General features: G+C 60.8%; 22 protein-coding genes. 9 read left to right on the plus strand and 13 right to left on the minus strand.

The genetic code is table 11. The features are described from left to right. Positions 1 to 51: 51 nt before the first annotated feature. The 7 genes from ispC to rpsB all read right to left on the minus strand — a co-directional run bounded on the left by ispC (position 52) and on the right by rpsB (position 6,223). Positions 52 to 1,248 carry a 1-deoxy-D-xylulose-5-phosphate reductoisomerase gene (gene ispC, locus R2B70_RS14690; RefSeq protein ID WP_318161859.1) on the minus strand — a complete coding sequence of 399 codons (1,197 nt, stop codon included), beginning with the start codon at positions 1,246 to 1,248 and terminating at the stop codon, positions 52 to 54. Between the two features lie 67 nt (positions 1,249 to 1,315). Further along, positions 1,316 to 2,173, minus strand: coding sequence for a phosphatidate cytidylyltransferase (locus R2B70_RS14695; RefSeq protein WP_209793912.1), 858 nt, complete (start codon positions 2,171 to 2,173; stop codon positions 1,316 to 1,318). 27 nt (positions 2,174 to 2,200) lie between these two features. Then, on the minus strand, positions 2,201 to 2,977 hold the full coding sequence (gene uppS, locus R2B70_RS14700) for a polyprenyl diphosphate synthase (RefSeq protein ID WP_042074715.1): 777 nt from the start codon (positions 2,975 to 2,977) through the stop codon (positions 2,201 to 2,203). A 72-nt stretch (positions 2,978 to 3,049) separates the two neighbouring features. Further along, complete coding sequence (gene frr, locus R2B70_RS14705) at positions 3,050 to 3,607, minus strand: ribosome recycling factor (RefSeq protein WP_042074717.1); 558 nt, start codon at positions 3,605 to 3,607, stop codon at positions 3,050 to 3,052. Between the two features lie 95 nt (positions 3,608 to 3,702). Beyond that, positions 3,703 to 4,437, minus strand: coding sequence for a UMP kinase (gene pyrH, locus R2B70_RS14710; RefSeq protein ID WP_010673405.1), 735 nt, complete (start codon positions 4,435 to 4,437; stop codon positions 3,703 to 3,705). Between the two features lie 71 nt (positions 4,438 to 4,508). Further along, positions 4,509 to 5,390 (minus strand): translation elongation factor Ts, encoded by an 882-nt coding sequence (gene tsf, locus R2B70_RS14715; protein ID WP_042074720.1) that lies wholly within the window; start codon positions 5,388 to 5,390, stop codon positions 4,509 to 4,511. A gap of 104 nt (positions 5,391 to 5,494) precedes the next feature. After that, complete coding sequence (gene rpsB / locus R2B70_RS14720) at positions 5,495 to 6,223, minus strand: 30S ribosomal protein S2 (RefSeq protein WP_042074723.1); 729 nt, start codon at positions 6,221 to 6,223, stop codon at positions 5,495 to 5,497. Positions 6,224 to 6,582: 359 nt separating this feature from the next. Here rpsB and map point away from each other — a divergent pair, with 359 nt between their 5' ends. From map to R2B70_RS14740, 4 genes are all read left to right on the plus strand, one after another. Continuing rightward, positions 6,583 to 7,371, plus strand: coding sequence for a type I methionyl aminopeptidase (gene map / locus R2B70_RS14725; RefSeq protein WP_318161860.1), 789 nt, complete (start codon positions 6,583 to 6,585; stop codon positions 7,369 to 7,371). A 64-nt stretch (positions 7,372 to 7,435) separates the two neighbouring features. Beyond that, positions 7,436 to 10,078 (plus strand): bifunctional uridylyltransferase/uridylyl-removing protein GlnD, encoded by a 2,643-nt coding sequence (gene glnD, locus R2B70_RS14730; RefSeq protein ID WP_318161861.1) that lies wholly within the window; start codon positions 7,436 to 7,438, stop codon positions 10,076 to 10,078. 179 nt (positions 10,079 to 10,257) lie between these two features. Further along, a complete protein-coding gene (gene dapD / locus R2B70_RS14735) occupies positions 10,258 to 11,085 on the plus strand; it encodes a 2,3,4,5-tetrahydropyridine-2,6-dicarboxylate N-succinyltransferase (protein WP_025327920.1) in 828 nt (275 codons plus the stop codon). 266 nt (positions 11,086 to 11,351) lie between these two features. Continuing rightward, positions 11,352 to 11,735 carry a DUF3461 family protein gene (locus tag R2B70_RS14740; protein ID WP_042074730.1) on the plus strand — a complete coding sequence of 128 codons (384 nt, stop codon included), beginning with the start codon at positions 11,352 to 11,354 and terminating at the stop codon, positions 11,733 to 11,735. 170 nt (positions 11,736 to 11,905) lie between these two features. Here R2B70_RS14740 and ptsG read toward each other — a convergent pair whose 3' ends face one another. The 6 genes from ptsG to R2B70_RS14770 form a co-directional block, all read right to left on the minus strand. After that, positions 11,906 to 13,339, minus strand: coding sequence for a PTS glucose transporter subunit IIBC (gene ptsG / locus R2B70_RS14745; protein ID WP_042074733.1), 1,434 nt, complete (start codon positions 13,337 to 13,339; stop codon positions 11,906 to 11,908). 429 nt (positions 13,340 to 13,768) lie between these two features. Further along, a complete protein-coding gene (locus R2B70_RS14750; RefSeq protein WP_042074735.1) occupies positions 13,769 to 14,743 on the minus strand; it encodes a MalM family protein in 975 nt (324 codons plus the stop codon). Between the two features lie 90 nt (positions 14,744 to 14,833). Then, positions 14,834 to 16,156, minus strand: coding sequence for a maltoporin (locus R2B70_RS14755; protein WP_042074737.1), 1,323 nt, complete (start codon positions 16,154 to 16,156; stop codon positions 14,834 to 14,836). 524 nt (positions 16,157 to 16,680) lie between these two features. After that, on the minus strand, positions 16,681 to 17,121 hold the full coding sequence (locus tag R2B70_RS14760; protein ID WP_042074738.1) for a flavodoxin: 441 nt from the start codon (positions 17,119 to 17,121) through the stop codon (positions 16,681 to 16,683). Positions 17,122 to 17,305: 184 nt separating this feature from the next. After that, positions 17,306 to 18,082: a tRNA pseudouridine(65) synthase TruC gene (gene truC / locus R2B70_RS14765; RefSeq protein ID WP_318163362.1), complete on the minus strand. Its 777-nt coding sequence runs from the start codon at positions 18,080 to 18,082 to the stop codon at positions 17,306 to 17,308. Further along, positions 18,082 to 18,417: a YqcC family protein gene (locus R2B70_RS14770; RefSeq protein WP_042074742.1), complete on the minus strand. Its 336-nt coding sequence runs from the start codon at positions 18,415 to 18,417 to the stop codon at positions 18,082 to 18,084. Before R2B70_RS14770 ends, truC begins: the two co-directional genes overlap by 1 nt. 193 nt (positions 18,418 to 18,610) lie before the next feature. On the opposite strand from R2B70_RS14770, the gene R2B70_RS14775 reads away from it, so the two are divergent. From R2B70_RS14775 to R2B70_RS14795, 5 genes are all read left to right on the plus strand, one after another. Further along, positions 18,611 to 19,639 (plus strand): DUF3549 family protein, encoded by a 1,029-nt coding sequence (locus R2B70_RS14775; protein WP_216990814.1) that lies wholly within the window; start codon positions 18,611 to 18,613, stop codon positions 19,637 to 19,639. 66 nt (positions 19,640 to 19,705) lie between these two features. Beyond that, positions 19,706 to 20,002, plus strand: coding sequence for a DUF3301 domain-containing protein (locus tag R2B70_RS14780; protein ID WP_216990815.1), 297 nt, complete (start codon positions 19,706 to 19,708; stop codon positions 20,000 to 20,002). 63 nt (positions 20,003 to 20,065) lie between these two features. Continuing rightward, on the plus strand, positions 20,066 to 20,302 hold the full coding sequence (locus R2B70_RS14785) for a DUF2789 domain-containing protein (RefSeq protein ID WP_042074744.1): 237 nt from the start codon (positions 20,066 to 20,068) through the stop codon (positions 20,300 to 20,302). 189 nt (positions 20,303 to 20,491) lie between these two features. Continuing rightward, positions 20,492 to 20,791, plus strand: coding sequence for a DNA-binding protein (locus R2B70_RS14790; RefSeq protein WP_200164413.1), 300 nt, complete (start codon positions 20,492 to 20,494; stop codon positions 20,789 to 20,791). Between the two features lie 9 nt (positions 20,792 to 20,800). Beyond that, positions 20,801 to 21,586 (plus strand): Zn-ribbon-containing protein, encoded by a 786-nt coding sequence (locus R2B70_RS14795; protein WP_200164414.1) that lies wholly within the window; start codon positions 20,801 to 20,803, stop codon positions 21,584 to 21,586. The last annotated feature ends 40 nt before the right edge of the window (positions 21,587 to 21,626 follow it).

The following is a 21,626-nucleotide window of genomic DNA, read 5'->3' on the forward strand; positions in this document are numbered from 1 at the left end:
GACCAGTCCTGCGCAGAGCATGGAGAGAGGCACCTGGCCACCACAGTCCGTTCATACGGCAAGCTCCTTTATCAGCTGCTGGGCACGGACACGGGCCGCACCATCCAGGGCAATGAGATCCTCCAGGGAGCCAGCGGCACTCGTGCCCAGCGCGCTCATGACGGATTCGTTGACTCTGGCAATATCCATAAATCCAATCCGCTCTGCAAGAAAAGCCGCGACGGCCTCCTCGTTGGCGGCATTGAGGGAGGTGGTCGCCCCCTGCCCCTGCTGGCAGGCCGCGATGGCCAGCCGCAAGCAAGGATAGCGCTCGTAGTCGGGGCGAATGAAGCTGAATTCTCCGACACTGAAGAAATCCAAAGGTTCCACCCCGGACTCGATACGAGCCGGATAGGCCAGGGCATGGGCGATGGGGGTACACATGTCGGGATTGCCGAGCTGGGCCAGCACGGAACCGTCCTTGTACTGCACCATGGAGTGGATGACCGACTGGGGGTGGATCACCACCTGGATCTGCTCGGGCGCCGCGTTGAACAGCCAGCGCGCCTCTATGTATTCCAGCCCCTTGTTGATCATGGTGGCGGAATCCACCGAGATCTTGGCCCCCATGGACCAGTTGGGATGGGCCACCGCCTGGGCAGGGGTGACCTTGGCCAGCGCACCGATCTCGGTGTAGCGGAACGGACCGCCGGAGCCGGTCAGCAGGATCTTGCTGATGCCGGCGGCAGCCAGATCGCAGAAGCCCGGCTGGCGCTGGATGGTCTCGGGCAGACACTGGAAGATGGCATTGTGCTCGCTGTCGATGGGCAGCAGCTCGGCACCGTGCTCGCGCACCGCCTCCATAAAGAAGGCGCCCGACATGACCAGCGCCTCCTTGTTGGCCAGCAGAATACGCTTGCCGGCCCGCACCGCGGCCATGGTAGGCGCCAGACCCGCCGCGCCGACGATGGCCGCCATCACGCTGTGGGCCTCGGGATGGGACGCCACCTCGCACAGGGCCGCCTGGCCACTGAGCACCCGGGTCGCAGAGCCATGGGCCTTGAGCCTGCCCGCCAGATCGCTGGCGGCGCCTTCGTCCACCATGACGGCGAAACGGGGGGAGAATTCGAGACAGTCGCGCAGCATGGCATCCACGCTGCGAGCCGCCGTCAGCGCCAGCACCTGCCAGCGCCCAGGATTGTGCCGCAGTACCTTGAGGGTGCTCTGACCGATGGAGCCGGACGCTCCCAGGATCACCAGGTTATGCATCAAGACTCCTGAATGGGTAACAGACTGATGGAGCGGGACGCTCCCGGGATCATCAGCGCGCGGGGCATCAAAACTCCTGACCGAGCAACAGGTAACTGAGCAGGAACACGGGCAGGGCCGCCGTCAGGCTGTCGATGCGATCGAGGATGCCACCGTGGCCCGGCAGCAGGGTGCCGGAATCCTTGATGCCCGCTTCGCGCTTGAACATGCTCTCGGTGAGATCTCCGAGTACGGAGGCGAGCACCGCCAGCAGGGAGCAGATCAGCACGGCCGCCATCTTGGCCGGCACGAAGCCCATGAACCAGGTGACGCCGATGGCAAGAAGGCTCGCAGTGAACAGGCCGCCCAGCATGCCCTCTATGGTCTTGCCCGGGCTGACCGCCGGCGCCAGCTTGTGTTTGCCGAACGCCTTGCCGAAAAAATACGCGCCAGAATCTGCCGCCCAGACCAGTCCCATCACGAACAGCAGTATCCAGGCCCCCATCATGGGGTCGTGGTAGAAGTTGTAGCCCCGGATGGCCACCAGGGACCAGAAGAAGGGCACCAGGGTCACCAGGCCGAACAGGGACTTGAGCCAGATGGACTCTCGCCACAACTTGGCGCTCTGCGGGTAGCGCAGCACCAGCAGCAGCCCCAGCAGCCACCAGCTGACCGCGGTCCAGAGCACGCCCATCACCAGTGGGTGCAGTTGAGGGATCCAGAGCTGCTCTACCGGCACCCAGAACAGGCTGGCCCCCAGCAGCAGGCAGAACACCACCGGCAGCCATTGCTGCGGCTGGGCGGTCACGAAGGCGCTCCACTCGCGGCTGGCCAGCAGAAAGACCAGGGCGGCGAGCAGGGCAAAGAATTTCAATGGCAGGAAAAACAGCGCCCCCAACACCAGGGGCACTAACAGTAATGCGGTAATAATTCGTTGTTTTAGCAAAAGAAACCTCTCTCTTGGGAGCGGGGTTTAGCCGGTCTGTTGCGCGGCGATCAGTTCCCGGATCTGTTCGCCCGTACAGCCGAAGCGACGCTCGCGAGCAACGAAGGAGGCAACCGCCCCACTGAACTCGGCCTCGTCGAAATCGGGCCACAGGACCGGGGTAAAATAGAGTTCAGCATAGGCAAGCTGCCACAGCACGAAGTTGCTGATGCGATGGTCCCCGCCGGTGCGGATCAGCAGATCCACCGGCGGCAGGTCGGCCATGCAGACCTCGCGCGCCAGCGCGGCCTCATCGACCGCCTCGGCATCCAGCTCGCCGGCGGCCACGGCACGAGCCAGCTTGCGGGCCGCCTGGGCGATGTCCCACTGGCCGCCATAGTTGGCGGCGATGTTGAGGGTCATCCCCCGGTTGTTGGCGGTCAGGGCCTCGGCCTTGGCGATCCTGGCCTGCAGCCGCTCGCTGAAACGGGCGGTATCGCCAATGACCTTGAGACGGATGCCGTTGCTGTGCAGCTTGCTCACCTCGCGCCCCAACACCGTCATGAAGAGCTCCATGAGCGCATTGACCTCCCCCTCGGGGCGGCGCCAGTTTTCACTGGAGAACGCAAACAGGGTCAGCGCCTCCATCTTGGCACGGGCGGCAAAGGAGACGGCCTCACGCACGGATTTCACGCCCGCCTTGTGGCCAGAGACCCGCATCTTGCCACGGTTCTGAGCCCAGCGACCGTTGCCATCCATGATGATGGCGACGTGACGGGGCAAGGACGAGCTGGCGCTATCGCCCAGCGCTGCCAAAAGCGACATTCATTTCTCCCACAAAGACAAAAGCGCCGTGCAGGGGCACTACACGGCGCTCGTAATATACCTGTCGGAGGCTTAGATTTCCATTAGCTCCTTTTCCTTCACAACCAGGGCGTCATCCACCAGCTTGATGAAGGTATCGGTCAGCTTCTGGATCTCTTCCTGGGCGCGACGGTCGTCATCCTCGGAGATCTCTTTGTCTTTCAGCAGGGCTTTCAGGTCGGCGTTGGCATCGCGGCGGATGTTGCGAATGGCAACCCGGGCGCCTTCGGCCTCGGCACGGACGATCTTGGTCAGATCGCGACGACGCTCCTCGGTCAGCGGCGGCAGCGGCACGCGCAGGGTCTGGCCGTTGCTGGACGGATTCAGGCCCAGATCGGAGGTCAGGATGGCTTTTTCCACCGCCTGGATCATGGAGCGATCGAAGATGGAGATGGAGAGGGTACGGGCATCTTCTGCCACCACGTTGGCCAACTGCTTCAGAGGAGTGGCAGCACCGTAATACTCCACCTGGATGCCGTCGAGCAGGCTCGGGTGAGCACGACCGGTACGGATCTTGGACATCTGGGTCTTGAGCGACTCTACGCTTTTGCCCATGCGGTCCTTGGCGTCGTTTTTAATCTCGTTGATCACAGTGGTTTTCCTTTTGGCGAACGAGCCGGCGGGCGGCCCATATCTATCTTGTTGACTGGCGTAATGGACAAGCGAGCCTGGGGCTCACACTTGCCTTACTTGCTGGCCTGGTGGATCAGGGTACCTTCCGGCTCACCCATGATCACGCGGCGCAGCGCGCCCGGTTTGTTCATGTTGAACACCCGGATCGGCAGATCGTGGTCGCGGGCCAGGGTAAAAGCAGCAAGATCCATCACTTTGAGTTCTTTTTCAAGAACTTCATCATAACTCAGTTCCTGATAGAGCACGGCATCCGGGTTCTTGACCGGATCGTCGGTGAACACACCATCGACCTTGGTGGCCTTGAGCACGACGTCGGCTTCGATCTCGATGCCGCGCAGGCAGGCTGCCGAGTCGGTGGTAAAGAAGGGGTTGCCGGTACCGGCGGAGAAGATCACCACCTTGCCGGCGCGCAGCTGGCTGATGGCCTCTGCCCAGCTGTAGGAGTCGCAGACCCCCTGCAGGGAGATGGCCGACATCAGGCGAGCATTCACATAAGCACGATGCAGGGCATCACGCATGGCCAGGCCGTTCATGACGGTCGCCAGCATGCCCATGTGGTCACCCACCACGCGGTTCATGCCCGCCTTGGCGAGGCCGGCACCACGGAACAGGTTGCCGCCACCGATGACCAGACCGACCTGAACACCCAGCTCAACCAGCTCTTTGATCTCTTGGGCCATCCGTTCCAGCACCGCCGGATCAATGCCGAAACCCTCGGATCCTTGCAGGGCTTCACCACTCAACTTCAGAAGAACACGTCTGTATGCAGGCTTGGGATTGGTACTCATGTCACTGATTCCTGGTCATATAAAGACCGCGACATAAGTCGCGGTCTGGGGAAACGGAAAAACCGGTTCGATTAGGCCTTCTGAGCGGCCGCGATCTGGGCTGCTACTTCAGCAGCGAAGTCGGTCTCTTGCTTCTCGATGCCTTCGCCCACTTCGAAACGGGTGAAGGAAACAACGTCAGCGCCTTCTTTCTTCAGCAGCTCGGCAACGGTCATGGAAGGATCCTTCACGAACGGCTGACCAGTCAGGGAAACCTCACCGGTGAACTTCTTCATGCGGCCTTCAACCATCTTCTCGGCGATTTCTTTCGGCTTGCCGGAGTTGATGGCGATGTCGATCTGGATTTCGCGCTCTTTGGCAACGACTTCGGCAGACACGTCTTCCGGCTTGACGAATTGCGGGCTGTTGGCAGCGACGTGCATGGCCAGATCTTTGGCCAGCTCTTCGGAGCCACCGGCCAGCTTGGTGATAACACCGATGCGGGAGCCGTGAACGTAGGTGCCCAGGTTGTCACCTTCAACCAGCATCACGCGACGCAGGTTCATGTTCTCACCGATCTTGGCGATCAGGTTGGTGATGGTCAGCTCGACGGACTCACCGTTGCCGAAGTCGGCGGCTTTCAGCGCGTCAACGTCAGCGATTTTCTGGGTAGCGGCGATCTCGACGATCTTCTGACCCATGGCCAGGAAACCGGCATCCTTGGAAACGAAGTCAGTCTCGCAGTTCAGCTCGATCATGACGGCAACGTTGCCTTCGGTACGGGCGAAGATCACGCCTTCGGCGGCGATACGGCCCGCTTTCTTGGCGGCCTTGGCCTGACCGGATTTACGCATGTTCTCGATAGCCAGTTCGATGTCACCGTTGGCTTCTTCCAGCGCTTTTTTGCAATCCATCATGCCAGCGGCGGTGCGCTCGCGCAGTTCTTTTACCAGGGCGGCAGAAATGTTTGCCATGTCCAGTATCCTCGGTCTTGAATTGACAAGAAACAGGGGCCACAAGGGCCCCTGCTAACCAATTACATCAGCTTGGTTAATAAGGGCTTTGCAGTCCTTATCAATTACTCAGCTTCAACGAAGCCATCTTGTTCGGCTTGAACAACGATGTCCTGCTCACGGGCTTCCAGAACGGTGTCAGCAGCAGCGTTCAGGTACAGCTGTACGGCACGGATAGCGTCGTCGTTACCCGGGATGACATAGTCAACGCCGTCCGGGTTGGAGTTGGTATCAACGATGGAAACTACCGGGATACCCAGGTTGTTGGCTTCTTTGATAGCGATGTGCTCGTGGTCGGCGTCGACAACGAACAGAACGTCAGGCAGGCCGCCCATGTTCTTGATACCACCCAGGCTCTTCTCCAGCTTGTCCATTTCGCGAGTACGCATCAGCGCCTCTTTCTTGGTCAGCTTGTCGAAGGTACCGTCCTGGCTCTGGGTTTCCAGATCTTTCAGGCGCTTGATGGACTGACGAACGGTTTTCCAGTTGGTCAGCATGCCGCCCAGCCAGCGGTGGTTAACATAGAACTGGTCGCAACGCTCAGCGGCTTCTTTAACGGCTTCAGACGCGGCACGCTTGGTACCAACGAACAGTACCTTGCCTTTCTTGGCAGCTACGGAGCTGATGAAGTTCATGGCATCGTCAAACATCGGAACGGTTTTTTCCAGGTTGATGATGTGAACCTTGCTGCGGGCGCCGAAGATGTAGGACTTCATTTTCGGGTTCCAGTAACGGGTCTGGTGACCGAAGTGAACGCCGGCTTGCAGCATGTCGCGCATAGAAACTTTAGCCATTTTATACCTCTGTATTGGGGTTAGGCCTCCACACATCCCATGTAACCGACCCCAGAGGGGCACCCCGGTACAGGTGTCGATGTGTGTGTGTTGTTTGAGTAAGGGTGATGGTATGGGAAGACAAGTTCCCCATTCCGGCGCGCTTTATACCATAAGTTTGGTCACGACACCACCAGCCAGGGCGCTAAAAATGGATCCCGAACCAGGGTGCGACCGCCTGATGACGTTGCGATGACGATCACACTGGAAGTAAACGGGGGTTGGGGATAAAATTTCGCCCTGATTGCAAACGCATCTATTTTTCATTACCCGATTGCCGGACATCAACGGATGCGCGATCGGGCCCCAAGAGAGATCCCATGTCCATTAAAATCAAGACACCGGAAGAGATTGAAAAAATGCGCGTTGCCGGCCAGCTGGCCGCCGACGTGCTGGTCATGATCGCCCCCCACGTCAAGGCGGGCGTCACCACCGACGAACTGAACACCCTGTGCCACAACCACATCGTCGACGTACAGCAGGCCATCCCCGCGCCGCTGAATTACCACGGCTTCCCCAAGTCCATCTGCACTTCGGTGAACGATGTCATCTGCCACGGCATCCCCAACCACAAGAAACTGCGGGAAGGGGACATCATCAACCTGGACATCACCGTCATCAAGGACGGCTATCACGGCGACACCTCCGCCATGTTCATCGTGGGCCAGACCACTCCCCTGCGCCGCCAGCTGTGCAAAGTGGCCCAGGATAGCCTCTACGCCGCCATCAAGCGGGTACGCCCCGGCATGTGCATCACCGAGATCGGCGCCGTGATCCAGCCCATCGTCGAGCAGGCCGGCTTCTCCGTGGTGCGCGACTACTGCGGCCACGGCATCGGCGCCGAATTCCACGAGGAGCCGCAGATCCTGCACTACCGCAACGGAGGCAAGCTGGAGCTGAAACCTGGCATGTGCTTCACCATCGAGCCCATGGTCAACAGCAAGAAGTACCACTGCAAGGTCAACCCGAAGGATGGCTGGACCGTCACCACCAAGGATGGCGGCGACTCAGCCCAGTGGGAACACACCCTGCTGGTGACCGAGGACGGCTGCGAGGTGCTGACCCTGCGCCCCGACGACACCATCGAGCGCGTTATCCGCCACGTTTGACATTCAACCCCGGCCGCACGCCGGGGTTGCTCTTTATCCGGCCAGACCGAGAGTGCGAGATGCCATGGATGCCAGCCTGCTTTCCCCCCACCTGTTGCCCGACGATCAGCTCACCCGCGACAACTGCAAGGAGTACCTGAGCCGCTTCCTCGCCTGGTTGCACGAGCGCTTCGATGCCGGTGACAACATCATCGAACTGGTGGCCACCCGCTCCGAATACATGGACGCGCTGCTGACGAGGCTGTGGCACAAGTTCGGCTTCGACAAGACGGAACTCACCCTCATTGCGGTGGGTGGCTATGGCCGGGGCGAGCTGCACCCCCACTCCGACATCGACCTGCTGCTGCTCTACGAAGGGGATGAACTGGACGAGGTGCTGGGGCTGCGCATCGGCGAGTTCATCACCCTCTTGTGGGATCTCAAGCTGGAAGTGGGGCAATCGGTGCGCAACGTGGCCGAGTGCATCGAGCAGGGGCGCGCCGACATCACGGTCGCCACCAACCTCATCGAGGCGCGCTACATCACGGGTCGCCTGGCGGGGTTCGAACAGTTGCAGGCCGCCACCCAGCCCCAGCATTTCTGGCCGAGCGAGGCTTTCTTCCGCGCCAAGCGCGAAGAGCAGGCCCTGCGCCACCAGCAGTTCCTCGGCACCGCCTACAAGCTGGAGCCGGATCTCAAGAACAATCCGGGGGGCCTGCGCGACATCCAGACCCTGGCCTGGGTCGCCCGCCGCCACTTCGGCGCCACCACCCTGTTCGAGATGACCAGTCACGGTTTCCTCAACCGGGCCGAGTACCGCGAACTGCTCGACTGCCAGAACTTCCTCTGGAAGGTGCGCTTCGCCCTGCACATGGCCATCAACAAGGGGGACAACCGCCTGCTGTTCGACCGCCAGCGCACCGTGGCCCAGATGCTGGGCTTCGAGGGGGAAGGCAATACCCCGGTCGAGCAGATGATGAAGCGCTTCTACCAGACGGTGCGGCGGGTGGCCGAGCTCAACGAGATGCTGCTGCAACTGTTTGACGAGGCGATCCTCGGCAACACCGCCATGGACGTGCGCCGCATCAGCGACGAGTTCCAGCTGCGCGGTCGCCTCATCGATGCGGTGGATTCCGAACTGTTCGGCCGGGATCCGGCCGCCATCCTGCGGCTCTTCTACCAGATAGCCCAGCACCCGGAGATCGCCGGCATCCACTCCGCCACCCTGCGCCAGTTGCGCGAGGCCAGGCGCACCCTGAGCTGCTGGCTGCAGGATCTGCCCGAGTGCCGCCGCCTCTTCATGGCGCTGCTGCGCCACCCCAACGGCATCGGCCAGCCGCTCACGCTCATGCACAAGTACGGGATCCTCGCGGCCTACCTGCCCCAGTGGAACCTCATCGTCGGCCAGATGCAGTTCGACATGTTCCACGCCTACACGGTGGACGAACACACCCACAGGCTGCTCCAGAACATCCATCGCTTCCCCAACCCGGCCAGCCGCCAGACCCACCCGCTCTGCCACGAGGTATTCACCCAGCTGCGCAAGCCCGAGCTGCTCAGCATCGCGGCCCTGTTCCACGACATCGCCAAGGGGCGGCGGGGGGATCACTCCGAACTCGGCGCCGTGGATGCGCTGGAGTTCTGCCAGTTGCACGGGCTGGATCGCTACGAGAGCCGGCTGGTCGCCTGGCTGGTGCGCCACCACCTGCTGATGTCGGTCACCGCCCAGCGCCGCGACATCTACGATCCGGACGTGGTCACCGACTTTGCCCAGAAGGTGCGCGACGAATTACACCTCGATCTGCTCTATTGCCTGACCGTGGCGGACATCTGCGCCACCAACGACACCCTGTGGAACGACTGGAAGGGGACCCTGCTGCGGGAGCTCTACTTCGCCACCCAGAAGGCCCTGCGCCAGGGTCTGGAGAACCCGCCGGACATGCGGCTCAAGATCCGCGAGAACCAGCGTCAGGCACGGCAGATCCTGGCCCAGCGCGAGGTATCCCTGGATGCGGTCAACGCCCTCTGGAACGACTTCAAGGCCGACTACTTCCTGCGCCACAGTCCGGAGCAGATCGCCTGGCACTGCCGCAAGATCATCGCCCACGGCGACAACCCGGCGCCCCTGGTGCTCATCGGCAAGCACCCCATCCGGGGCGGCAGCGAGGTGTTCATCTATTGCCGCGACATGCCCAACCTGTTCGCCACCGTGGCCTCGGCACTGGATCAGAAGAACCTGAGCATCCACGACGCCCAGATCATGAACTCGCGCAACGACTATGTGCTGGACACCTTCATCGTGCTGGAACCGAGCGGCGAACCCATCAGCCCCAACCGCACCGCCACCATCAAGAAGGCGCTGGAGAAGGCGCTGCAGGAGCCGGGCAAGCTGGTGCTGCGCAGCAAGCCCCTGTCACGGCGCCACCGCCAGTTCAGCGTGCCGACCCGGGTGGTGTTTCTGCCCCACAGGGGCGAAAACCGTCACACCCTGCTGGAGCTGACGGCACTGGATACCCCTGGCCTGCTGGCCCGCATCGGTGCCGTGTTCCAGCAATGCGGCCTGTCGCTGCACGCCGCCAAGATCACCACCATAGGCGAGCGGGTGGAAGACTTCTTCAGCCTCACCACCCTGGCCGGGGAGCCCCTGAACCAGGCCGAGCAGCAGGCGCTGGAAGAGCGGTTGGTCAATCAGCTCAACCCGCAGGAATCCGGCGAGGCGGAGGGCTGAACAGGCCGGAGGAAGGCCCCATAAGAGCCTTTATCTCGTATTAATTTTTCAATCATAACAAGTGGTTGGGCCACTCAAGCACAATAAATCGCCTTTCTTCTCAAGAAATCGGCGAGAGCCCTTAAAAACAATTGGAAAAGTGTGATACAACAAACAGAATTTTTTAGAGGAAACTTGTCATGACCCAGTTGCAACAGACCATAGAAGCGGCCTTCGAGCGCCGTGACTCCATCACCCCCGGCTCCGTCGATGCCGCCACCAAGGCCGCCATCCTGGAGGCCATCGATCTGCTGGACTCCGGCAAGGCCCGCGTCGCCGAGAAGATCGCCGGCGAGTGGGTCGTCCACCAGTGGCTGAAGAAGGCGGTGCTGCTCTATTTCCGCATCAATGACAACGGCATCATCAAGGGCGACGACGCCCAGTACTACGACAAGGTTCCCCTCAAGTTCTCCGACTACAGCGCCGAACAGTTCAAGGCCGCCGGTGTACGCGTAGTGCCGCCGGCCACCGCGCGCAAGGGCTCCTTCATCGCCCCCAATACCGTGCTGATGCCCTCCTACGTCAACATCGGCGCCTTCGTGGATGAAGGCACCATGGTCGACACCTGGGCCACCGTGGGCTCCTGCGCCCAGATCGGCAAGAACGTGCACCTCTCCGGCGGCGTCGGCATCGGTGGCGTGCTGGAGCCGCTGCAGGCCAACCCGACCATCATCGAAGACAACTGCTTCATCGGTGCCCGTTCCGAGGTGGTGGAAGGGGTGATCGTCGAGGAGGGCTCCGTCATCTCCATGGGTGTCTTCATCGGCCAGTCCACCCGTATCTATGACCGTGAAACCGGCGAGATCCACTATGGCCGCGTCCCGGCCGGCTCCGTGGTCGTCTCCGGCTCCCTGCCCTCCAAGTGCGGCAAGTACAGCCTGTACGCCGCCGTCATCGTCAAGAAGGTGGATGCCAAGACCCGCGCCAAGGTCGGCATCAACGCCCTGCTGCGTTCCATCGACGAGTAATCCTCTTGGCCGTGATTAAAAGGGCGCCTGATGGCGCCTTTTTTGTTGCTCTTGTCCCGCCCGCACCCGTTTTTCCAATACACCAACGAGAGTCTCTTCATCACTTCGCCAGGCGGCGATAGCGGCAAGGGGCTCTTCCCATGATCCATCCCCTGAACACAGCACTCCTTTGAGCCCCTCCTGAATTTGGCGCACCTGTCACAGGCAAGCGGGCCCGACTCGGGTAAGATAAACAGGTCAGGATCGTTTCAAACCAAGGAAGCCCGATGTACGAGAATCTGAAGAGCCTGGGGATCCAGGAACCCACCTCAGTGGACAGCTACACCCTGCGCCAGGAGGCCAACCACGACATTCTCAAGATCTATTTCAAGAAGCAGAAGGGCGAGTTCTTCGCCAAGAGCGTCAAGTTCAAGTATCCCCGCCAGCGCAAGACCATGCTGGTCAACTCGGGTACCCATGAATACAAGGACGTCACCGAGATCAACGCCAACCTCAAGTACGTGGTGGATGAACTCGACAGCCTGACCCAGGGCGGACAGACCCAGGCCGATCCGGACATCAAGCAGAAGATACTGCGGGACCTGCGCCATCTGGAGAAGGTGGTACAGAACAAGATCAGCGAGATTGAGCGGGATCTGGAGAAACTCTGACCCCATTCCATTCAAAAAGGCGCCATCAGGCGCCTTTTTTATGGCCGCTGGCCAGCCCTACGCCACAAGCCAGGCCCGGGACCCTGCGCGATGATGCCGACTCCTGAACGGCGGGCAGCAAAAAGGGAGGCTTGTGCCTCCCCTTTCGGAACTCGGTATGAAAGCAGGGATTAGTTGCTCTTCATCCAGATGTCCATGTCGGTTTTCAGGTTGTCGGACTTGGTGCCGAAGATGGCCTGTACACCGGAACCGGCAACCACCACACCGGCAGCGCCCAGCTTCTTCAGACCAGCCTGGTCAACCTTGGCCACGTCCTTCACACCGACACGCAGACGGGTGATGCAGGCGTCCAGGGAGGCGATGTTCTCTTTGCCACCGAAGGCGGAGACCAGAGCGGCAGACATCTCATCCTTGCTCTGACCGGCAGAGGACTCTTGTGCGCTCTCATCTTCGCGACCCGGCGTCTTCAGGTTCATGGCACGGATCACCACGGTGAAGACCACGTAGTAGATGACGGCGTAAACCAGACCCAGACCCACCAGCAGCAGCATGTTGTCGGCACGGGGTGATTGCACCACGAAGTCGATGAAGCCGTTGGAGAAGGTGTGACCGTGCACGACACCCAGCGTGTTGGTCAGGACATAGGCCAGACCCGCCAGCAGCGCGTGAATGGCGTACAGCACCGGAGCCACGAACAGGAAGGAAAACTCGATAGGTTCGGTAATACCGGTCAGGAAGGAGGTCAGGGCGGCAGAGGCCATGATACCGACGATCTTGGCACGGTTTTCCGGCTTGGCAGCGTGTGCGATGGCAAACGCAGCGGCAGGCAGACCGAACATCTTGAACAGGTAACCACCGGCCAGCTGACCGAAGCCGTTACCGGCAGCGCGGGACGCATCGTCCGCGGTCAGGAAGCAGGTCATGATGCCGTGCACGGTTTCACCGGCGGCGTTAACACAGGTACCCGCCTGGTAGAAGAAAGGCACGTTCCAGATGTGGTGCAGACCGAACGGGATCAGGGAGCGCTCAACCACGCCGTAGATACCGAAGGCCAGAACCGGGTTCTGGTTGGCAGCCCAGTCGGAGAAGGCACCGATGGCACCACCGATCGGCGGCCAGATGAAGGAGAGGACCACACCCAGACCGATGGAGACGAAACCGGTGATGATGGGCACGGCACGCTTGCCTGCGAAGAAGCCGAGGTACTCGGGCAGCTGGATCTTGTAGAAGCGGTTGAACGCCCAGGCGGCAACACCACCGGCGAGGATACCGCCCAGCACACCGGTATCGATGCTCTCGACGCCCATCACAGGGGCCATCACCTTCAGGGTGGCGACCATGATGCCGTAGCCGACGATGGCGGACAGGCCGGATACACCGTCGTTATTGGTGAAGCCGAGAGCGACGCCCACGGCAAACAGCAGAGCCATCTGGCCGAAGACGGAACCACCGGCCTGCTCCATCAGTTGGGAGACGATTTCCGGCAGCCAGCTGAAGTGGGCAGCCCCCACCCCCAGCAGAATACCTGCTACGGGCAAGACCGATACAGGCAGCATCAGCGCCTTACCGACCTTTTGCAGATTAGAGAATGCATTTTTTAACATGTGTGCGCTCCTGAATGGATTTTTTTTCCGACAACGACCCCGTACAGTTTATGGATGACCACCTGCTTCATCCGCGATTGTACTGGAGCGTTTCCCGGGTTGCTTATTTTGACCACCAGAATATAACCCAGCAGATATGGAATTGCCTCTACCGAGGACAAGGGAATAATAAATTTGGAGGAGAGATCACAAGATAATAAATAAGCAGGAAGGGTGTAATCTTGAATATTATTTCGCGTTGTTATAGCAATACCGCAAAAAGAAAAAAACCACTTCAAAATAAATCAAGGAGAAACAAAATAATACACAGAGAAACCCAATGTAACTAAACGTAACCAAGCGCTGCTTTATATTATCAAGTCTACCGATTAAAAAGGCCTCCAACAAGGGAGGCCTCCAACAAATAGCAATTTAAATAAGTCAGGATATTTAGTTCTTTTGTGACCGTTTCACCGCATCAATAAAGACGGATTTCGCCTTGGTTGACCCGGCACGTTCCGCTTCATTCACCAGTTGCATCGCCTTGTCGATATCCCCGGCCTTCACCGCCTTCTCGATCTGGGCGTTGTAGAAGCTCTCGGTCTCGCTCAGCATGGCGGGAGCCGGCGTACTCGGTGCTGCGGCCACTGCCGCCGTGGTGACGGCCGAGGCAGCCACGGCTGTTGTGGCCGGCTTGGCCTGACTCATCGCCACCTTGTCCGAATATTCGGGCTTGAAGACGGCCTCGATACCCTGCCCCTTGGCCATGTCGACAGCCTTGATCTGCACCAGGCCCCAGGGTGAATGCGGGATCACGGGATCCTTGATATCCGGCTCGACCGTGCCATTGGCACGGGCAAAGGCCTTGGCCGGGTGCAAGATGGTAGTGCTGCCGGACAGCTCATTCCCCGGGGCATATATGACCATATAGGTTTCGCTGGCGGGATTGCCCGGCATGCTGCGGTCCACGAACACCTTGCCTTCGATCCTGTCATTGTCGAGCAGGTGGGCGGGTTGATAACTGAATACGGACTCACCCAATACGCGAGTCACCTTGAACTGGGCATCCAGCATGATCACCTTGGGAATCATCACCGTCTTGCTCACCTGGGACGCCAGCGTGATGGCCAGGTTGCCGGTATTGACGGGCAGGCGATAGGCGGCAAAGTAGCTCATCCCCTCGTCGAACTGATAACTGGGCTGCTTGCCATCTATGGTCAGCAGCGTCTCGCCTTCCGGCAGAGAAACATAATTGAATTCGTTGAAATCCTGGCAGCAGCTCGTCGTCTGGGAGAGCGCCTGCTTGGCCTGGTCGGCATTGCTCAGGATGGAGGCGTGCTCCTGCACGGGCACGACCATGCTACCGGAACAGCCGGCCAACAGCGCGGTAACCACGGCCGCGATAGACATCTTTACCAGTTTCATTCTTCTTATCTCCATAACCCGGTTGCCAAATCCAGCGAAACAAAACTGCCCCCATAAGGGGGCAGTGACTAACTTAACTGAAGATACTGCTTACCACCAAGCTTCTGCTTGTACACCCACTTGCCAGGTGTCATCGGAAGTGCCGCCTTCGAAGCTGTTCTTGCTACCGCTGGAATCGGCTTCGGTGTCAGCCAGGTAGGAGGCGAACACACGGATTTCCGGACGGGCCCAGAAGCTGGAGCCGGCAGACCAGGCCTGAGCCAGGGTCAGCTTGTAACCACCATCCTTGTCGCTGCCGCCGTTGTTGTAGCTGGTCTTGTCCTTGAACACACCACCCTCGAAGATGGTCTTGTTGAAGTCATCCCACTTGTACATCGGACGGATAACGGCAGACAGGGTTTCGGTCTTGTCGTGGCCGCTCCACATCTCGTTGCCTACACCGTAGACCAGCTGGTGGCCCATCTCCCAGGAGTTACCCATCGGGATGACGCCCCAGTTGATGAAGCGGTAGCCGTCGGCACCGTCTTTGGCCTCGGCACCGTACCAGGAACCATCACCGTAGTAAGCCATGGTCTTGGAGTAGCCTTCGGTACCGTACTGCAGCACGGTCTTGTTGAAGCCACCGAAGATGCCCTGGGTCAGTTCGGCGGTCAGCATGAGACCGTCTTTCATGTTGTCGTTTTTCAGATCTTTCTGGGCTTCGGTCTCATTGACCAGAGCATACATGGCGCCCACTTCCAGGGAGCCGTCTTGCCACAGCGGGATGCCGGCATAACGCACGTCCAGGGTGTTGACGTTCAGATCTTCGTTCTTCTGGAAGACGCCGGGGCTGGTTTCGGTGTACTGGCCGAATACGTCAGCAGCGCTGCGGTCGTTGCGGACCCAAGCCAGGGAGAGCTTGCCCGGACCAGCCTGGATACCTTCGATACCGGCACCCGGACCAGAGATGTTCCAGTAGTAGAAGTCAGAGATATGGATGTCGTGACGCTGGTAGAAGCGCTTGCCAGCCCAGAGGGTGGCTTCCGGCGCGAAGCCCAGCAGGCCCTTGGCTTGCACGTTGAACTGACGCAGAGCGAATTCGGAGTCGCCGTTGCACTGCTTGGCGTCGAAGTTGCAGACGGTACCGGTACCTTCCCAGTCGTTGGAACCGTTGGAAGTCATTGCAAACATGGAGTCTACATAGAAAGTCTTGCCGTCTTTGTTGAAGACTTCCTGACCGAGTTGTACTTCGCCGTAGGTGTCGTTTTCGTTACCCAGACGACCGACCTTGTTGACGTTGTATTTGACCATGTCCCCGTCACCGGAAACACCGACACCTGAACGGAAGTAGCCGTGGAAATCAACGGCGAAGGCGGCTTGGGAAGCCAGGGCTGCGGTAACTGCTGCAGCGATCGGGAGCCACTTTGCTTTCATTTTCATTTTCCTTATTCCCGCTGAGAGGAGTGTGATCCTGATATTCAAGTTCTTATCACCGGAAAAACGTTTTGGTGATAACCGAGGTCGATTATATGTACCCGGTTTCGCCACAAACATGAGCTGATTCACAAAATGGTGACAAATCGCCCCCCTCAATCCACAGGAGAGAGAGTTAGTCAAGAAAAGCAGAACAAGAACAACAAATCACCCAGAAAGAGCCAATCACAGCAACAACAGACCATTAAAAATGCATTCAAACATTAATTTGCGATGAGAGTTAAGTTAAAAACCAGTCATTCAGTGGCAAAAACATGATTGAAATCGCTTTCAATGGGGAACTTTTAATTTTCTGGTTTGTCGCGTTTTTGATGAATATGGGTCTGTCGGTGCACTCTGTTCGAGAGAAAAATAACCGGCAGTCAGACAGGATAATATTTGAGAGCAGAAGCAATGAGTCCCAAAATAATGCTCCCCCGTCAGCAGGCTCACGGGGGAGACATTTAAAATATGCGCCAATCCGGCTACAGCCTATTTTCCCAGGTTTTCAGCCAGGCCAGCGCCGCCACCTCTGGCTCATCCACCACAGTCGCGTCTATCTCCAGACGCGGTATCAGGGGAACGGCCGCCAGCTCCTGCAACAACTCATCCAGCCTTCGCCCCGCCCCGCAGAAATGCTCATAGCTGCTGTCCCCCATGGCGATGAGGGCATAGCGCCACCCCTTCATATAAGGAGCACGATCGGCCAGGGCGCTGGCAAAGGGTTGCAAGTTGGGGGGAATATCGCCCTGCCCCGTGGTGGCGCTGACGATCAGCAGAAAACGGGAGGCATCGATGTCCTCCAGTTCGGCCTCGTCGAAGATACGGCAGACATGGCCGCTGGCTTGCAGGTGGTCGCTCAGGGTCTCGGCCACCAGCATGGCGGCGCCATAGACTGTGCCGACCAGGATGTCGATCTCGGCCATCAGCGACTCCTCAGGGGAAGAGGCTGGCCCGCTTCGGGCGGGATGCTCGGGGGATTTCCCCCAGGCTGGACATGATGACACGCGGTGAAGGGAGAAGTATCTCGTTGAGCCATAAGTCATTCCTCTGACGGACCTGGCCTACAGCATGCCACAGCCCGGTCAGAGGAAACAGATGAAGACTGACTCAGACGCCGTAGTCGCTCTCGCTGGCGGGCCAGCCCAGTTCGGCGAACAGCTGCAGCACCTGGGACCCCAACGGCGCCTGGATCCGCATCGGCACCTTGAGTACGGGATGCTCGAAGCTCAAGCGGTGGGCGATCAGCAGCAGCCTGTCGCAGCCGTAGTGCTCGCGAAAGAAGCGGTTATGCCGGCCATCGCCATGGGTGGTGTCGCCGACGATGGGATGGAACAGGTGATCCAGGTGGCGGCGCAGCTGGTGCTTGCGCCCCGTCTTGGGGAAGAGCCGTACCAGGCTGTAGCGGCTGGTGGGATGCTTCTTGGAGACCGCATGGGGCAGCTCGACCCTGTGCAGGCGGCGAAACGCGGTCACCGCCTCCTGGGCGGGGCGATCCGGGTCGCTCATGGCGTCGGCTATCTTGTCCAGCTGCTCCTTGAGCGGGTAATCGATGAGCCCCTCCTCGGGGGCCCATCCCCGCACCAGTGCCAGGTACTCCTTGTGGACCTGACGGGCAGCAAAGGCCTCGGTCAGGGTGCGGGCCACCGCCGGATCCAGCGCAAACAGCAGCACCCCAGAAGTGGGCCTGTCGAGCCTGTGTACCGGATAGACATGGCGACCGCCGATGAGATCCCGGGTCATCTGCATGGCGAAGCGGGTCTCCCCCTTGTCGAGCCAGCTGCGGTGCACCAGGAGACCCGACGGCTTGTTGACCGCCACCAGCCAGTCATCCTGATAGAGCAGGGTCGGTACCAAGGCGTTCTCTGCGCTGACCGGCTCACCCATCATTGCTCGACCACTTTGCCGGAGAGCAGCAGATCGAAGCGGGCGATCAGACGCAGCAGGGCTTCCACCTCGGCCAGCTCTTCCTTGTAGACTTCGCTCGCCATGGGGTAGAGGGAGACGCTGGTCGGCAACGGCGCCTGCAGCAGCACCAGCTGCTCCATGCGGGGGATCAGCACGAATTGCAGCCACTGATCGAAACTCAGGGTATCGACGCAGAACGGCAGCTCGCTTGCCAGCGCCTCGCTGCCCGGATGCTCGGCTTGCCAGCGTTCCAGGCGTTGCAACTCGGCGGTCAACTCTCCCAGCAGGCCGGCGACCAGCAGATATTGATTCATCTCACTTCCTCATCGTGCGGCCGACAGTTGTCGGCGCCCCACTCAACAGAGCCATCAAAAAGGGGCGTTACTATACACCGCCCCCGGGACGGCTGCCATGCTGCCGTCGCCCTCTCGCCCGCTGCGACCGCCACTGGCTATCTGGTGCAGCCTCCTTATAATCCCCGGCATCACCTTCAAGCCGGATCTCCTCATGTCTTCCATCAATACGCTGACCGAATTTCTGACCCAGGCCGATACCCAGTTCCAGCTGTTCGACATGGGCCGCCAGGTGCGCCCGCTGGCGAGCGACCTCTTCGTGCGCATCGAGCAGCAGCAGGAGCCCTACCCCTGGCCGTTGCAGCAACATGCCTGGCTCGGCGTGCACTTCTTCCAGCCCGCCGAGTCAAGACACTACCTCTGGTTCCTCAAGTTTGCCCTCGATGAGCGTGGCCTGCTCATCTCCAGCGGCCCCAAGCACTTCATGGACCAGGTGGTCGAGACCCTGGGTTACAAGCTCACCGGGGAGCTGGATGAGGAGAAGGCGCAGCGTCTGGCCGACAACCCCTACACCTTCCGTCCGGCCGAGGCCAAGATGGCCAGCCTGCACGCCAAGCTGGCCCGCCAGCTGGAGCAGGCCCCTTCCGCCTACTACGAGGCGCTCTGCCACTATCTGGCGGCGCCGGGGGAAGAGGGGTGGCAGCACCTGGGGCTGCAGGGCTTTGCCGATCTGGCGGAGCGGCTGCAGGATGAGCGCAACCTGGCCCTGGTGTGCAAGGCGTTGCCGAAGCTCCCGCAGGCACCGCTCTACGCCCTGTGCCAGAGCCTGGAGAACGCGCCCCTCCCCCCCGCCCTACAAGGCGCGCTGCTGGAGCGCATCGGCAAGGAGCAGGAGTGCGCCGAGCCCGATGCCGAGACCCTGGCCTATCTGTGCCGGGCCCTGGCCTCCTGCCCGGGCAACGAGCTGCGCAGCAACAAGCTGCTGACCCTGCTGCAGACCCGTCCCAGCCCCTCCCTGCTGCTCGCCATCGCGGGCCGCCTCTGGCCCGATCTGAAAAGCCCGGCGCTGCTCGGCCTGTTCCTCGAGCAGCTCGCCCTGCAACCCACCCAGTTCTTCAACCAGGTATTTGCCGAGCTCGTCACTTTACCGGCCCTGCGCAATGATATGCTGGCGAGACTGCGCGACCCCGCACGCAGCGAGGCCCTCGGCCAGGCCATAGGTCGCCTGTTCGCCTCGGCGTAGGAACGCTTGCTGGCCCGCCCCCCTCCTGGAGCCGGGCCCCACCGACATCACAGAAGGAACCCGTTGATGGGAGAAATGCTTGGGATCTTGCTGCTCGGCCTCGTTGGCTGGGCCTTCTGGCAACAGCGCCGTCAGGCGGAGCTGGCCTGGCAATACATGCGCCGCTACTGCCAGCACCACGACCTGCAACTGCTGTCGCTGGCACGCACCCATCGCGCGCTGGGGCACAAGCCCCTGCGCCTGCTGACCTACTACCAGTTCGAGTTCTCCAGCGACGGCGAGAGCCATTACCATGGCCAGCTGTGCATGCAGGGGCTGCACGTCGCCGGGGTCGAGCTGCCACCCCATCGTCTGCCCTCCTAGGCCGGGTCAAGGCCCCGGGGGCTGGCTATAATTCTCGACACCCCCCCTGCAAGGAGCGCCGAGATGGAATTGCTGACCCATGACATGACAGCCCTGTTTGCCCAGCTGGGACTGGCCAATGACGAGACCAGCCTGCACCGCTTCATCCGCGAGCACCCCCTGGACAACCAGACCCTGCTGCCCGAGGCCCCGTTCTGGACCCCTTCCCAGGCGGGCTTCCTGCGCGATGCGCTCTGGAATGACTCAGACTGGGCGGAAGCCATCGATCAGCTGGACGTGATGCTGCGCCAGACCCACTGACGCTCCCGCTTTCCCGGCAGCCGGGCTCTGGGTTAGCGCAGAGCCCCCAGTCACATCTCAATCGCCCTGGCGTCCCCCCACGTCAATCAGCTGAGCCAGTCCCCCTCGCGCCGCTTTCCTGATGGGCAGGCTTTGATTAAGCTCTGTGCCACCATCCGCAAGCAGCAAGACGGCCGCGCAGGAGCCAAGATGTCAGCCCAAGAGATCATCCAGATAGCCAACGAACTCAGTGCCAGGGGGATCACCCCCTCCACCGCCATGGTCAAGGCCCGCCTCAGCCATCCCGTGCCCATGGCCGAGCTGCTCAAGGTGCTGAGCCAGTGGAAGCAGCAGCCCCAGTCGGCTGAGCCCGCGCCAGCCAGCGTCCCCGCGACGCCCCCTGCGGCCCCGGAAACCGTCAGCCTGCTGCAACTGAGCGAACAACTCGCCCGGCTCGAGCAGAAGGTTGATCGCCTCACCGACCTGCTGCTCGACCACAAGCGGGATTGACGCGTCACCATGTACATCCTCGAACTCACCTTTGAGTGCTACCGCGATACCTCCCTCGGGGAGGCCGAGCGGGCCATAGTCCACTACCTCGACATGCTGCGCTACCAGGGGCAGATCCTGGGGCGGGAGTTTCCCACCAGCATGCACCCAGGCCATTTCATCAGCCGGGTGGTCTGCCCGGAGCAGGACAGCCTGCACCCGGACAATCAGAGCGAACTGGTGGCCCTGGCCGAACAGGGCCTGCACCAGGCCGGGCTGCTGGCTCCCAAACTCCAGCTTCAGGGCATGGATCTGCTGTCCGACAGCACGGATCCGTGCGGCCAGGAGGGCGAGCGCCCGAGCTGGATGCTGCTCTATACCAGCTTCCTGCACAGCTGCTCTCCCCTGCGCTGCGGCGACCATTTCGCCCCCATTCCGCTCTATCGGCTGCCTGCCGTCGCCAACGGCGACCACAAGCAGATCATCAAGTGGCAGGAGGATTGGGAGGCCTGCGATCAGCTGCAGATGAACGGCTCCATCGCCGAGCACGCCGCCCTGCACGAAATCGGCGAGGTGGGCAGCCGGCTGCAACGCCGGGGCAGCGATCTCGTCAGTCGACTGGAGGCCCTGAGCGGCATCCCTACCTATTACTATCTCTACCGGGTCGGCGGCCTGAGCGCCGCCGAAGAGCGGGCCCGCCCCTGCCCCGGCTGTGGCGGCGACTGGGCGCTGGCCGCCCCCCTGCACGAGATCTTCGACTTCAAGTGCGATCCCTGCCGCCTGGTGTCCAACCTCTCCTGGGACTTCAAGGACTAGGGCCGCCGGCGCGGCCCCCATAAAAAGAGAGGGCCTTGCC

Source organism: Aeromonas sp. XH, from assembly GCF_033348475.1.
Classification (GTDB): domain Bacteria; phylum Pseudomonadota; class Gammaproteobacteria; order Enterobacterales; family Aeromonadaceae; genus Aeromonas; species Aeromonas sanarellii.